Here is a 13,633-nt window from a genome sequence, read left to right as displayed (position 1 = left end):
ACTCGAAGAATCGAAGGATCCCATCATGACCACACAGACCGCCGACGTGCTCACGCTCTACGGCCAGTCCTTCCCGAGCCGGCTCTTGCTCGGCACGTCGCGTTATCCGTCGCTGCAATCGCTGTCGGATGCCATCGACGCCGCGCGTCCCGGCATGGTGACCGTCGCGCTGCGGCGGCAGTCCGAGACCGGCGAGGCCGGCTTCTTCGACGTCCTCAAGCGTCACGGCGTCGCGCTGCTGCCGAACACGGCGGGCTGCCAGAGCGTCGACGAAGTGCTGACCACGGCCTGCATGGCCCGCGAAGTGTTCGAGACGCCTTGGATCAAGCTTGAACTGATCGGCGACGACTACACCTTGCAGCCCGATCCGATTGGCCTGGTCGAGGCGGCGTCGAAGCTGATCCGCGACGGCTTCAAGGTGCTGCCATATTGCACGGAAGACCTCGTGATCGGCCGGCGCCTGCTCGACGCGGGCTGCGAGGCGCTGATGCCATGGGGCGCGCCGATCGGCACCGGTCGCGGCGTGACCAATCCGTACGGGCTGCGCACGTTGCGCGAGCGTCTGCCGGACGTGCCGCTGATCGTCGATGCCGGGCTCGGCGTGCCGTCGCACGCCAGTCAGGTGATGGAATGGGGCTTCGACGGCGTGTTGCTCAACACGGCGGTGTCTCAGGCGACCTTTCCGCCGCAGATGGCGCGGGCGTTTGCGCTGGGCGTGGAGGCGGGGCGCACCGCGTTTCTCGCCGGACCGATGGCCGAGCGCGACAGCGCGCAGGCGAGCACGCCGGTGGTCGGCATGCCGTTCTGGCATCAGGAAGGAGGTGCGGCATGAGTCTCCTGAACCGCGAAGTGTTCTGGCCGCCGGCGGATGAATTGGTCGAGGTCGCGGAACGTATCCGCGCCCGGCTCGGCGACTGGCCCGTTGCCGAAACGCGCTGGCGCATTTGCCTGACCGCGCCCGAAACGCCGCAGGCGAACGACCTGATCGTGTTCACCGAGGCGCGCGACGCCGACGCCGAGCGCCTGACGAAGCAGGGCGCGACCGTGCTCGACGCCCATGACGAGCGCACGGTGCTGCGCCGGGGCGGCGAGCGTTTCGCACTGGAAGGCGCGCGCAGCGATGACTGGCTCGCGGCGCTTGCCGCATTCCTCGATTGCAACTTCGAGCCGCACGACGCGCTGGTGCTCGCGCTCGCGTGGCGCGCCGGCGACGAGGCGCGCGCTGACGCATGGCCCGTCGATTTCGCCATGTTCCCGCGCGTCGCCGACTTGCCGTCCGCGCCGGAAGGGGGCTTTGCGCCGTGTCCGGAGCGGCTCGGGTTGTATCCGGTGCTGCCGGATGCCGCCTGGGTCGAGCGAGTGCTCGATCTCGGCGTGCGCACCGCGCAACTGCGCCGCAAGTCGACCGCTGCCGACACGCCCGCCGTGCTGCGCGAAGAGATCTCGCGGTCGGTCGAAGCGGGGCGCCGGCACGGCGCGCAGTTGTTCATCAATGATCACTGGCGCGAAGCGATCGCGGCGGGCGCATACGGCGTGCATCTCGGGCAGGAAGACGTGCAGACGGCGGATCTGCACGCGATCGCGCGGGCCGGCGTGCGGCTCGGCCTGTCCACGCACGGCTACTACGAGATGCTGCGCGCGCTGCATTTTCGTCCGAGCTATCTGGCGCTCGGCGCTGTGTTCGCGACCACGACCAAGGTCATGCCGACCCAACCGCAGGGCCTGGCGCGGCTCGCGCGCTACGTGCAATTGCTGTCGGGCCGCGTGCCGCTGGTGGCGATCGGCGGGATCGATGCCCGGGCGATGCCGGGCGTGCTCGCGACGGGCGTCGGCAGCGGCGCGGTGGTGCGTGCCGTCACTGAAGCGCCGGACACGGCCGCAGCAATTTCGACATTGCAACAAATGTTTGACGGTCAACCATGAAAACTCTCAAAAAGGCGGAAGTAACGCCCTAGGCAAAGCACCGATTGCGCGCAGGCCCTATAATTCGGCCTCTTGCGTCAACGGAATCTCTTACCCAGTGCCTGCTTCTTCCGAGACTCTGCTGGAGCTGCGCGACGTCGATTTCGGCTACGGCGACCGGCTCGTTCTATCGAACCTGAACATGCGTTTCACGCGTGGGCAGGTGGTCGCCGTCATGGGCGGCTCGGGTTGCGGCAAGACCACGACCTTGCGTCTGATCGGCGGCCTCGTGAAGGCGAGCCGCGGTCAGGTGATGTTCGGCAATCAGGACGTCGGCGCGCAGACGCGCGAAGGCCTGTATGCGCTGCGTCGCAAGATGGGCATGCTGTTCCAGTTCGGCGCGCTGTTCACGGACCAGACCGTGTTCGAAAATGTCGCGTTCGCGCTGCGCGAGCACACGGATCTCCCGGAAGATCTGATCCGCGACCTCGTGCTGATGAAGCTGAACGCGGTCGGCCTGCGCGGCGCCCGCGACCTCGCGCCGTCCGAGATTTCCGGCGGCATGGCGCGGCGCGTGGCGCTGGCGCGCGCCATCGCGCTGGATCCCCAGTTGATGATGTACGACGAGCCCTTCGCCGGTCTCGATCCCATCTCGCTCGGCATCACGGCGCAACTCATCCGCACGCTTAACGACGCCCTCGGCGCCACGTCCATTCTGGTCACGCACGACGTGCCGGAATCCTTCGCCATCGCCGACTACGTGTATTTCATCGCGAACGGCGGCATTCACGCCGAAGGCACGCCGGCACAACTGCGGGCGTCGCAAGACCCGACCGTGCGCCAGTTCATCGACGGCACGCCGGACGGCCCGTTCAAGTTCCACTACGCGAGCACCTCGCTCGCTGAGGATTTCGGCATCGGAGGGCGCGCATGATCAGCGCAATCGGACGCTGGGTGCTGGACGGCTTCGGCACCACGGGCTACGCCATGCGCATGTTCGCGCGGCTCGTGCTCGAATTCTTCCCGCTGCTGCGCCGTCCCCGCCTCGTCACGAAACAGATCCACTTCGTCGGCAATTATTCGCTTGTCATCATCGCGGTGTCGGGCTTGTTCGTCGGTTTCGTGCTCGGCTTGCAGGGCTATTACACGCTGAGCCGCTACGGGTCCGAACAGGCGCTCGGCCTGCTCGTCGCGCTGTCGCTGGTGCGCGAACTCGGTCCGGTCGTGACCGCGTTGCTGTTTGCCGGACGCGCGGGCACATCGCTGACGGCGGAAATCGGCTTGATGAAGGCCGGCGAGCAACTCACGGCCATGGAAATGATGGCCGTCGACCCGCTACGGGTCGTCGTGGCGCCGCGGCTGTGGGCGGGCATCATCGCCATGCCGGTGCTCGCGGCCATTTTCAGCGCAGTGGGCATCATCGGCGGCTACGTGGTCGGCGTGATGCTGATCGGCGTGGATCCGGGCGCGTTCTGGTCGCAAATGCAAAGCGGCGTGGATGTCTGGCGCGACGTCGGCAACGGCGTCATCAAGAGTGTGGTGTTCGGTTTCGCGGTGACGTTCATCGCGCTGTTCCAGGGTTACGAAGCGAGGCCGACGCCGGAAGGCGTGTCGCGCGCAACGACGAAAACCGTCGTGTATGCGTCGCTGGCCGTGCTCGGGCTCGATTTCCTGCTGACCGCGCTGATGTTCAGCTAGCGAACCCGGTGCCAGGCGCCGGATCCGGCGCGGGCGTTGTGAAGGCCATAGACCGTCACGCGCCATCTGCGAAAAGATTCTCTTTGGGAAGACGATGAAAAAGACTGCTCTCGACTTTTGGGTCGGCCTGTTCGTGGTGCTCGGTTTCGTAGCGCTGCTGTTTCTCGCGCTGAAGGCGGGCAACATGAGTTCCCTGTCGTTCCAGCAAACCTATGCGGTCAAACTCAAGTTCGACAACATCGGCGGACTGAAGCCGCGCGCGCCGGTCAAGAGCGCGGGCGTGACCGTGGGACGAGTCGGCAGCATCGGCTTCGACCAGAACACCTACCAGGCCGTGGTCACCATCGACATCGACAAGCAGTATCAGTTTCCGAAGGACTCGTCGGCGAAGATCCTGACCTCGGGACTGCTCGGCGAGCAGTACATCGGCCTCGATCCGGGCGGCGACGACCAGATGCTCAAGAACGGCGACACCATCACGATGACGCAGTCCGCCGTGGTGCTCGAAAACCTGATCGGCCAGTTCCTCTATAACAAGGCGGCGGATTCCGGCGCATCGAAGGCGCCTGCTGCTCCGGCGCCCGCTGCACCGGCCTTCCCGGGCGCGGCGAGCGCAATGGGTGCTTCGGGTGCTTCGGGTGGTTCGGCTGCATCGGGCGCGGCTCAATAAGGAGAAGAACATGCAGGCCATGGGAATGCGGTGCGCGGCGATGATCGCGTGCGCAGCGGCACTCGGCGGATGTGCCACCGTGACGACGCCCAGCAAGGGCGATCCGTTCGAGAGCTACAACCGCACGATGTTCACGGTCAACGACACAGTCGACCGCTACGCGCTGAAGCCGGTGGCGAAGGGCTACGTGTGGGCGGTGCCGGAGCCGGTGCGCAACAGCGTGACCAACTTCTTTTCGAACATCGGCGACGTGTACATCGCCGCCAATAATCTCCTGCAATTGAAGATCGCGGACGGCGTGTCGGACATCATGCGCGTCGCCATCAATACGCTGTTCGGCGTCGGCGGCCTGTTCGACGTCGCGACCATCGCGAAGCTGCCGAAGCACTCCGGCGATTTCGGCCTGACCATGGGCCATTACGGCGTGCCGCCGGGTCCTTATGTCGTGCTGCCGTTGCTCGGCCCGAGCACTGTGCGCGATTCCGCCGGCCTGGTGGTGGATTACTTCGGCAATCCGCTGACCTACGTGAGCCCGGATTCGGTGAGCTGGGCGCTGTACGGCGTGAACCTCATCAACACGCGAGCAAACCTGCTGGACGTCTCGGACCTCCTGGCAGACGCCGCCCTCGACAAATACACGTTCGTGCGCAACACGTACTTGCAGCGCCGCCAGTTCCTGATCACCGGAGGCGACAACAGCACGCCCGACTACAGCGAAACGCCGCCGCCGAACTACTCCGACAGCGAAGGCGCAGCCGCCGCGGCGGGGGCGTCGGAAACGGCCGCGCCCACCGAGCCCGCTTCACCGGCAGCGGAGGGCGCCGCGCCGGCATCAGGCACGGCGGCTGCGCCTGCACCGGCGAGCGGAGCCAATGGCACGGTCCCCGGCAACCAGTACGTGCCGCCGCGCGCGCCGCCCGGCTTCCCCTCGTTCCGCTTGCGTTGAGCGGTGATCTGCTAACGCGCGGTAACATAGCTGACGACATTTCTTACGATTTGGAGCACGCCTCGCCTGAACTCGATCCCGGCGGCGCGCTCAAACTGAAGCCTCTATCTCTGCAGGGTTTGCGATGAAAAAACTATTGCTTCTTCCCCTTTTCGCCCTATTCGCGACTTTCTGTGGTTCGGCGTCGGCGCAGTCGGTGGATGCGAATTCGCCGGAACAGCTGATCAAGACCGTGACCACGCAAGTGCTCGATGAACTCAAGTCCGACAAGCAGATCCAGTCGGGCAACATCAACGAGATCACCAAGCTCGTCAATGAAAAGATCCTGCCGTACACGGATTTCACGCGCACCACGCGTCTCGTGATGGGTCGCAACTGGAACTCGGCTACGCCGGAGCAGCAGAAGCAGATCGTCGAGCAGTTCAAGATGCTGCTGATCCGCACCTACGCGGGCGCGCTGGCGCAAGTGCGCAACCAGACCATCCAGTACAAGCCGTTCCGCGCGTCGCCGGAAGATACCGATGTCGTGGTCCGCTCGGTCGTGATGAACAACGGTCAACCGGTCGAACTGGACTACCGCCTGTACAAGACACCGCAAGGCTGGCGCCTGTATGACATCAACGTGCTCGGCGCATGGCTGATCCAGGCGTATCAGCAGCAGTTCAACGAGCAGATCCAGCAGCATGGCGTGGGCGGCCTGTTGCAGTTCCTCACGCAGCGCAATCAGCAACTCGCGAGCGGCAAGGCATCGTGAGCACGCCGGTTACGGGCGGCCGTTTCCAGACGGCCGCGTCGCTGACGCACGACAGCGCGAAAGCCGCGCTCGAAGCCGGCCTGTCGCGCATCGCGGCGGGCGCGAGCGAGGTGGATTGCGCACCGCTCACGCAGTTCGATTCCTCCGCGCTCGCCGTGCTGCTCGCATGGCAGCGCGCGGCATCCGCGCGTGGCGCCGCGTTCGGCGTCGTCAATCTTCCCTCCGGGCTCGAGAGTCTCGCGCGAGCCTATGGCGTCGATACGCTTCTCTCCTTCCGACATTGATCCTGCACTGACACGGCAGGCGGCTGCATCTGCCGCTGCGTTCACGCCAGCAGGATCGCCGCAAGGTCGGCTCAAGCCGCTTTGCCCTATAATCAAACGTTTTTTCGGGCATCGCCCCGGCCCTCTTTATGCGAGCCGGCAGGAGCGGACCCGGAAGCGCCATCCCCGCACAAATCGAGGCGCGGCCGAACGTGGCCCGCGCACAGTCCATGTCAGCGATAGAAATCCGAAACGTCAGGAAGCGCTACAAGGAGCTCCAGGCGCTCAAAGGCGTGAGCCTCACGGTCGAAGAGGGCGAGTTCTTCGGCCTGCTCGGCCCGAACGGCGCGGGCAAAACCACCTTGATCAGCATCCTGGCCGGCCTTGCCCGTGCCGATAGCGGCACGATCTCCGTGCGCGGACACGACGTCGTCAGCGACTTTCGCGCGGCGCGCCGCGCGCTGGGCGTCGTGCCGCAGGAACTCGTGTTCGATCCTTTTTTCACCGTCCGCGAGTCGCTGCGGATCCAGTCGGGCTACTTCGGCCTGCGCCGCAACGACGACTGGATCGATGAAGTGATGGCCAATCTCGATCTCACCGAGAAAGCCGACGTCAACACCCGCGCGCTGTCGGGCGGCATGAAACGCCGCGTGCTGGTGGCGCAGGCGCTGGTGCACCGGCCGCCGGTGATCGTTCTCGACGAGCCCACCGCCGGCGTCGACGTCGAATTGCGCCAGACGCTCTGGAAATTCATCTCGCGCCTGAATCGCGAAGGTCACACCATCGTGCTGACCACGCATTACCTGGAAGAAGCCGAATCCCTGTGCGACCGCCTCGCGATGCTGCGGCGTGGCGAAGTCGTCGCGCTGGAACGCACGAGCGCTCTGTTGCAGCGCTTTGCCGGCATGCAGCTGTATCTGCGTCTGGCGAACGGCCCGTTGCCCGCCGAACTGCGTGCGCTCGAAGTGGATCCGCAGGCCGTGTCCGGCGCTCAGCATCTGCTGCGGCTCACGAGCTACGACGACGTCGAGCCGATCCTCGCCAAATGCCGCGCGGCAGGCTGCACCTTCGACGAAATCGAAGTGCGCAAGGCGGATCTCGAAGACGTGTTCATGCAGGTGATGAACGGGCCTGAAGTGGTCGAGGGACTGTCATGAGCGGTTTCCAGACGTTGTTCTACAAGGAGCTGCTGCGCTTCTGGAAGGTGTCGTTCCAGACCGTGCTGGCGCCGGTGGTGACGGCGCTCCTGTACCTGACCATCTTCGGTCATGCGTTGTCGGGGCACGTGCAGGTGTATCCGGGCGTGGGCTACACGAGCTTCCTCGTGCCCGGTCTCGTGATGATGAGCGTGTTGCAGAACGCGTTCGCCAACAGCTCGTCCTCGCTGATCCAGTCGAAGATCACCGGCAATCTGGTGTTCGTGCTGCTGCCGCCCATCGCGCACTGGGAGATGTTCTTCGCCTATGTGCTGGCGTCGGTGGCGCGCGGCCTGTGCGTCGGGCTGGGCGTGTTCATCGTGACGATATGGTTCATCCCGATGTCTTTTTCCGCGCCGTTCTACATCATTGCGTTCGCGGTGCTCGGCTCGGGCATTCTCGGCACGCTGGGGTTGATCGCGGGCATCTGGGCTGACAAGTTCGACCATCTGTCCGCGTTTCAAAACTTCCTGATCATGCCGCTCACGTTTCTTTCCGGCGTGTTCTACTCGACGCATTCGCTGCCGCCGCTGTGGCGCGCGGTGTCGCATCTGAACCCGTTCTTCTACATGATCGACGGCTTTCGCTACGGCTTCTTCGGCGTGTCGGACGTGAATCCGCTGGTGAGCCTGTGCATCGTCGGCGCATTCCTGGCCGCGCTGGCATTGATCGCCGTGCGCATGCTCGCGAGCGGCTTCAAGCTGCGTCATTAAATTCAAGGAGACTTTCATGCAACCGACTCCGGAGCAGGTGAAAGGCTATATCGCAGCCGGTCTCGCCTGCCAGCATCTCGAAGTGGAGGGCGACGGCCAGCACTTCTTCGCGACCATCGTGAGCGACGCGTTCGCCGGCAAGCGGCCGATCGCACGCCATCAACTCGTTTATGCCGCGCTCGGCGAGCGCATGCGCGAGGAAATTCACGCGCTCAGCATGAAGACGCTCACGCCCGAAGAGTGGCAAGCGGCCTGAACCGGGCCGGCATCGCCGGCAGATACACGCAGACATAGGCAGTAGACAGTGCGAATCATCAAAGACAACCGCGGCGTCGAAAGCGGCTCCGCAGCAGGCAGCTCGGTCGAAGGACACGTCATCATGGATAAACTGGTCATCACGGGAGGCGCCAAGCTTTCCGGCGAAATCACTGTTTCGGGCGCCAAGAACGCGGCGCTGCCGATTCTTTGCGCTTGCCTGCTCACCGCGGACGACGTTCATTTGTCGAACGTGCCGAACCTGCAGGACGTGCGCACCACGCTCAAGCTGCTCAAGCAGATGGGCGTGCAGTCGGAAGTGTCCGCGGACGGCCGCGTGACGCTCAATGCATCGAAGGTCGACAATCTCGTCGCGCCGTATGAACTCGTGAAGACGATGCGCGCGTCGATCCTCGTGCTCGGGCCGCTGGTCGCGCGCTTCGGCGAAGCGAAGGTGTCGTTGCCGGGCGGCTGCGCGATCGGCGCGCGTCCGGTCGATCAGCACATCAAGGGCCTGCAGGCGATGGGCGCCGAGATCAACATCGAGCACGGCTTCATCGAAGCGCGCGCAAAGCGTTTGAAAGGCGCGCGCATCGTCACCGACATGATCACCGTGACCGGCACCGAGAACCTGCTGATGGCAGCGGTCCTCGCCGACGGCGAGACGGTGATCGAGAACGCCGCGCGCGAACCCGAAGTGAGCGACCTCGCGCACCTGCTTGTGAAGATGGGCGCGAAGATCGACGGCATCGGCACCGACCGGCTCGTGATCCAGGGCGTCGAGAAACTGCACGGCGCGAAGCATGCGGTCGTGCCGGACCGCATCGAAGCGGGCACGTTCCTGTGCGCGGTCGCGGCGGCGGGCGGCGATGTCACGCTGCGTCACGTCCGGCCGCAACTGCTCGACGCCGTGACAGCCAAGCTGCGCGAGGCGGGCGTGAACATCGAGGAAGGCGACGACTGGATGCGCGTGCGCATGGCGAAGCGCGCCGAAGCCGTGAATATCCGCACCTCCGAATACCCGGCGTTCCCGACCGACATGCAGGCGCAGTTCATGGCGCTCAACACGATCGCCAACGGCACCTCGCAAGTGGTCGAGACGATCTTCGAAAACCGCTTCATGCACGTGCAGGAACTGAACCGCCTGGGCGCGAGCATCACCATCGACGGCAACACGGCGCTGGTCGCCGGCGTCGAGAAGCTGTCCGGCGCGAAGGTCATGGCAACGGACCTGCGGGCCTCGGCCAGCCTCGTGATCGCGGCGATGTGCGCGGACGGCGAAACGCTGATCGACCGCATCTACCATCTGGACCGCGGTTACGACCGCATGGAAGCGAAGCTGACGGCGGTCGGCGCGAATGTGCGCCGCATCGCGGGCAGCGGAGGCGAACAATGAGTTCGTTGCCGCAGACGTCGTCGTCGCTGGCGGCGAGCGCGCCGCTGACGCTCGCCTTGTCGAAAGGGCGTATCTTCGAAGAGACGCTGCCGCTGCTGGCGGCGGCCGGCGTGCAGGTGGCCGAGGATCCGGAAAGTTCGCGCAAGCTCATTCTGCCGACCACCAACCCGAATCTGCGCGTCATCATCGTGCGCGCGACCGATGTCCCCACCTACGTCGAATACGGCGCGGCGGACTTCGGCGTGGCGGGCAAGGACGTGCTGATCGAGCATGGCGGTGGCGGCCTGTATCAGCCGGTGGATCTCGATATCGCGCGTTGCCGGATGTCGGTCGCGGTCAAGGCCGGGTTCGACTACGCGAGCGCAGTGCGCCAGGGCGCGCGCCTGCGGGTCGCAACGAAGTACACCGAGACGGCGCGGCAGCATTTCGCGTCGAAGGGCGTGCACGTGGACCTGATCAAGCTGTACGGCTCCATGGAACTGGCGCCGCTGGTCGGTTTGGCCGATGCGATCGTCGACCTGGTCAGCTCGGGCGGCACGCTCAAGGCGAACAATCTGGTCGAGGTGGAGGAGATCATGCAGATTTCGTCGCGCCTCGTCGTGAATCAGGCGGCGCTGAAACTCAAGCGTGCGGCGCTGAAGCCGTACCTCGACGCGTTCGAGCGCGCCACCGGCGGGTCAGGCAATTAGGCGGGCCGCACGCGCGGCGCGCCATCAGCAAAACGGAAAACCGGCATGTCCATCAAGATTCGCAAACTCGATTCCAGCACCGACGGCTTTCAACAGGCGCTGCGCGCGGTGCTCGCCTTCGAGGCCAGTGAAGACGAAGCGATCGAGCGCTCGGTCGCGCAGATCCTCGCCGATGTGAAGGCGCGCGGCGACGAAGCCGTGCTCGACTACACCCAGCGTTTCGACCGCCTGAAGGCGGACAGCGTGGCTGCGCTCGAACTGCCGTTCGCCGAGATGGAAGCCGCGCTCGAAGGGCTCGAACCGAAGCGCCGCGCGGCGCTCGAAGCGGCGGCGGCGCGTGTGCGCGGCTATCACGAGAAGCAGCGTATCGAGTGCGGCAGCCATAGCTGGCATTACACCGAGGCCGACGGCACCGTGCTCGGCCAGAAGGTCACGCCGCTCGACCGCGCGGGCATCTACGTGCCGGGCGGCAAGGCGGCGTATCCGTCGTCGGTGCTGATGAACGCCATTCCGGCGCGCGTCGCGGGCGTGAAGGAAATCGTCATGGTCGTGCCGACGCCCGACGGCGTGAAGAATCCGCTCGTGCTCGCGGCTGCGCTGCTGGGCGGCGTGGATCGCGTGTTCACGATCGGCGGCGCGCAGGCCGTGGCCGCGCTCGCCTACGGCACGAAGACCGTGCCGGCAGTCGACAAGATCTGCGGCCCGGGCAATGCCTACGTGGCGTCGGCGAAGCGGCGCGTCTTCGGCACGGTCGGCATCGACATGATCGCGGGACCGTCTGAAATTCTCGTGATCTGCGACGCCACCACGGACCCTCGCTGGGTCGCGATGGACCTGTTCTCGCAAGCCGAACACGACGAACTCGCGCAATCCATCCTGCTGTGTCCGGACGAGGCGTTCATCCGCCGCGTCGAGGAAGCGATCATCGAACTGCTGCCGGCGATGCCGCGCCGCGACGTCATCCAGCGTTCGCTGGAAGACCGAGGCGCGCTCATCAAGGTGAAGGACATGGCCGAAGCGTGCGCGATCGCGAACGACATCGCGCCGGAACACCTGGAAATCTCCGCGCTCGATCCGCATCAATGGGCCGCGCAGATCCACAACGCGGGCGCGATGTTCCTCGGCCGCTACACGAGCGAGAGCCTGGGCGACTACTGCGCCGGACCGAATCATGTGTTGCCCACGTCGCGCACGGCGCGCTTCTCGTCACCGCTCGGCGTGTACGATTTCATGAAGCGTTCGAGCGTGATCGAAGTCAGCGCGGACGGTGCGCAGACGCTTGGCGAGATCGCCGCCGAACTGGCTTACGGCGAAGGCTTGCAGGCGCATGCGCGCAGCGCGGAATTCCGGATGAAGAACGTCGGCTGATCGAGGCCGGCCCACTGAACGAGGCAACCTGAGAGTTGCCGTCTGACCGGCGAGAGAGACGCTGGAACAACATGACCACAGCACAAGACATCATTCGTCCCGACGTCCTCGCGATGGGGAGCTATCCGGTGCCCGACGCCACGGGCCTCATCAAGCTCGACGCGATGGAAAATCCCTGGACGCTGCCGGAGAGTCTCGCGAAGGCGCTGGGCGAGCATCTCGCCGGCGTCGCGCTGAACCGCTATCCGGCGCCGCGTCCCGCCGACCTGCTCGCGAAGATCAAGCGCACGATGCAGGTGCCCGATGCCTGCGACGTGCTGCTCGGCAACGGGTCGGACGAACTCATCAGCATGATGTCGGTGGCGTGCTCGAAGCCGGGCGCGAAGATCGTCGCACCGGTGCCGGGCTTCGTCATGTACGAGATGTCGGCGAAGTTCGCGCATCTCGACTTCATCGGCGTGCCGCTGAAGGCGGACTTCACGCTCGACGCCGACGCGCTGATCGCTGCCATCGAGGCGCACGCGCCCGCGCTGGTGTACCTCGCGTACCCGAACAATCCGACCGGCACGCTCTACGACGACGCCGACATCGAGCGCGTGATCGCGGCGGCGAGCCGGAGTCTCGTCGTGATCGACGAGGCTTATCAGCCGTTCGCGGAGAAAAGCTGGATGCCGCGCGCGGCGGAGTTCGGCAACGTGGTCGTGATGCGCACCGTGTCGAAGCTGGGGCTCGCGGGCATCCGTCTGGGCTACATGGCGGCGCGTCCCGGCTGGATCATGCAGTTCGACAAGGTGCGCCCGCCGTACAACATCAACGTGCTGACGCAGGCGACCGCCGCCTTCCTGCTCGATCACCTCGACGTGCTCGACGCCCAGGCCGCCGAACTGCGCCGCCAGCGCGCGACGCTCGCGACGGAAGTCGCCGCCTTGCCCGGCATGACGGTTTTTCCGAGCGCCGGCAACTTTCTGCTGGTGCGCGTGCCGGATGCCGCGGTGGCTTTCGAAACCCTTCTGACTTCGCGGGTTTTGATCAAAAACGTGGGTAAAATGCACCCGTTGCTGGCAAATTGCGTGCGTTTGACGGTCGGAACGGCCGAAGAGAACGCGCACATGGTTGCGGCGCTCAAGAAGCTCGCCCCGCTCGCACCGAACTAACCCTCACATTCGATCAGTCTCAAGGAATCACCATGCGCATTGCGGAAGTCGTTCGCAACACCAGCGAAACGCAGATCCGTGTGAAGCTCGATCTGGACGGCACCGGCAAGCAGAAGCTCGCCACCGGCGTCCCGTTCCTCGATCACATGCTCGACCAGATTGCCCGTCACGGGCTCATCGATCTCGACATCGAAGCGCATGGCGACCTCCATATCGACGACCACCATACGGTGGAAGACACCGGCATCACGCTCGGGCAGGCGGTGGCGAAGGCCATCGGCGACCGCAAGGGCATTCGCCGCTACGGTCATTCCTACGTGCCGCTGGACGAGGCGCTGTCGCGCGTCGTCATCGACTTCTCCGGCCGGCCGGGTCTCGAGTTCCACGTGCCGTTCACGCGCGCGCGCATCGGCACTTTCGACGTCGATCTCACCATAGAATTCTTCCGCGGCTTCGTGAATCACGCGGGCGTCACGCTGCATATCGACAACCTGCGCGGCCTCAACACGCACCATCAGGTCGAGACCGTATTCAAGGCCTTCGGCCGCGCGCTGCGCATGGCCGTGGAACTGGACGAACGCGCGGCGGGGCAGATTCCGTCGACCAAGGGCAGTCTCTAAGCGATCACG

16 protein-coding genes are annotated in these 13,633 nt (G+C 65.2%); all 16 read left to right on the top strand.

The window, feature by feature from the left end; genetic code table 11:
- Positions 1-25: 25 nt before the first annotated feature.
- The 16 genes from QCE63_RS13740 to hisB all read left to right on the top strand — a co-directional run bounded on the left by QCE63_RS13740 (position 26) and on the right by hisB (position 13,624).
- Positions 26-832, top strand: coding sequence for a thiazole synthase (locus QCE63_RS13740; RefSeq protein WP_309833545.1), 807 nt, complete (start codon positions 26-28; stop codon positions 830-832).
- Positions 829-1,923: a thiamine phosphate synthase gene (gene thiE / locus QCE63_RS13735; RefSeq protein WP_309833544.1), complete on the top strand. Its 1,095-nt coding sequence runs from the start codon at positions 829-831 to the stop codon at positions 1,921-1,923. The genes QCE63_RS13740 and thiE overlap by 4 nt, the downstream gene beginning before the upstream one ends.
- A 97-nt stretch (positions 1,924-2,020) precedes the next feature.
- On the top strand, positions 2,021-2,836 hold the full coding sequence (locus QCE63_RS13730) for an ABC transporter ATP-binding protein (protein WP_309833543.1): 816 nt from the start codon (positions 2,021-2,023) through the stop codon (positions 2,834-2,836).
- Entirely contained in the window at positions 2,833-3,600 is a 768-nt protein-coding gene (gene mlaE / locus QCE63_RS13725; protein WP_309833542.1) for a lipid asymmetry maintenance ABC transporter permease subunit MlaE, read from the top strand. Before QCE63_RS13730 ends, mlaE begins: the two co-directional genes overlap by 4 nt.
- Positions 3,601-3,694: 94 nt before the next feature.
- Positions 3,695-4,270, top strand: coding sequence for an outer membrane lipid asymmetry maintenance protein MlaD (gene mlaD, locus QCE63_RS13720; protein ID WP_309833541.1), 576 nt, complete (start codon positions 3,695-3,697; stop codon positions 4,268-4,270).
- A 10-nt stretch (positions 4,271-4,280) separates the two neighbouring features.
- Positions 4,281-5,216 (top strand): VacJ family lipoprotein, encoded by a 936-nt coding sequence (locus QCE63_RS13715; RefSeq protein ID WP_309833540.1) that lies wholly within the window; start codon positions 4,281-4,283, stop codon positions 5,214-5,216.
- Positions 5,217-5,340: 124 nt separating this feature from the next.
- The gene (locus tag QCE63_RS13710) at positions 5,341-5,970 is read left to right on the top strand and encodes an ABC transporter substrate-binding protein (protein ID WP_309833539.1); all 630 of its coding nucleotides are present in this window, start codon (positions 5,341-5,343) and stop codon (positions 5,968-5,970) included.
- The gene (locus QCE63_RS13705; protein WP_309833538.1) at positions 5,967-6,254 is read left to right on the top strand and encodes an STAS domain-containing protein; all 288 of its coding nucleotides are present in this window, start codon (positions 5,967-5,969) and stop codon (positions 6,252-6,254) included. Before QCE63_RS13710 ends, QCE63_RS13705 begins: the two co-directional genes overlap by 4 nt.
- A gap of 209 nt (positions 6,255-6,463) precedes the next feature.
- Positions 6,464-7,390 carry an ABC transporter ATP-binding protein gene (locus QCE63_RS13700; protein ID WP_309833536.1) on the top strand — a complete coding sequence of 309 codons (927 nt, stop codon included), beginning with the start codon at positions 6,464-6,466 and terminating at the stop codon, positions 7,388-7,390.
- Positions 7,387-8,142 (top strand): ABC transporter permease, encoded by a 756-nt coding sequence (locus QCE63_RS13695; protein ID WP_309833534.1) that lies wholly within the window; start codon positions 7,387-7,389, stop codon positions 8,140-8,142. The genes QCE63_RS13700 and QCE63_RS13695 overlap by 4 nt, the downstream gene beginning before the upstream one ends.
- Before the next feature lie 16 nt (positions 8,143-8,158).
- The gene (locus QCE63_RS13690) at positions 8,159-8,398 is read left to right on the top strand and encodes a BolA family protein (protein ID WP_309810225.1); all 240 of its coding nucleotides are present in this window, start codon (positions 8,159-8,161) and stop codon (positions 8,396-8,398) included.
- 123 nt (positions 8,399-8,521) lie between these two features.
- Positions 8,522-9,793: a UDP-N-acetylglucosamine 1-carboxyvinyltransferase gene (gene murA, locus QCE63_RS13685; RefSeq protein ID WP_309833533.1), complete on the top strand. Its 1,272-nt coding sequence runs from the start codon at positions 8,522-8,524 to the stop codon at positions 9,791-9,793.
- Positions 9,790-10,482, top strand: a complete 693-nt coding sequence (hisG, locus tag QCE63_RS13680) for an ATP phosphoribosyltransferase (protein ID WP_309810219.1) — start codon at positions 9,790-9,792, stop codon at positions 10,480-10,482. The genes murA and hisG overlap by 4 nt, the downstream gene beginning before the upstream one ends.
- A 45-nt stretch (positions 10,483-10,527) precedes the next feature.
- Positions 10,528-11,850 carry a histidinol dehydrogenase gene (gene hisD / locus QCE63_RS13675; protein ID WP_309833531.1) on the top strand — a complete coding sequence of 441 codons (1,323 nt, stop codon included), beginning with the start codon at positions 10,528-10,530 and terminating at the stop codon, positions 11,848-11,850.
- Positions 11,851-11,921: 71 nt separating this feature from the next.
- Positions 11,922-13,004 carry a histidinol-phosphate transaminase gene (hisC, locus tag QCE63_RS13670; RefSeq protein WP_309833530.1) on the top strand — a complete coding sequence of 361 codons (1,083 nt, stop codon included), beginning with the start codon at positions 11,922-11,924 and terminating at the stop codon, positions 13,002-13,004.
- 32 nt (positions 13,005-13,036) lie between these two features.
- Positions 13,037-13,624, top strand: coding sequence for an imidazoleglycerol-phosphate dehydratase HisB (hisB, locus tag QCE63_RS13665; RefSeq protein ID WP_309810210.1), 588 nt, complete (start codon positions 13,037-13,039; stop codon positions 13,622-13,624).
- The last annotated feature ends 9 nt before the right edge of the window (positions 13,625-13,633 follow it).

Origin of the sequence: Caballeronia sp. LZ065, assembly GCF_031450975.1 — a bacterium.
In the GTDB taxonomy this organism is placed as follows: domain Bacteria; phylum Pseudomonadota; class Gammaproteobacteria; order Burkholderiales; family Burkholderiaceae; genus Caballeronia.
Note: the sequence above shows the minus strand (reverse complement) of the source record. Positions and strands in the feature narration are given on the sequence as shown.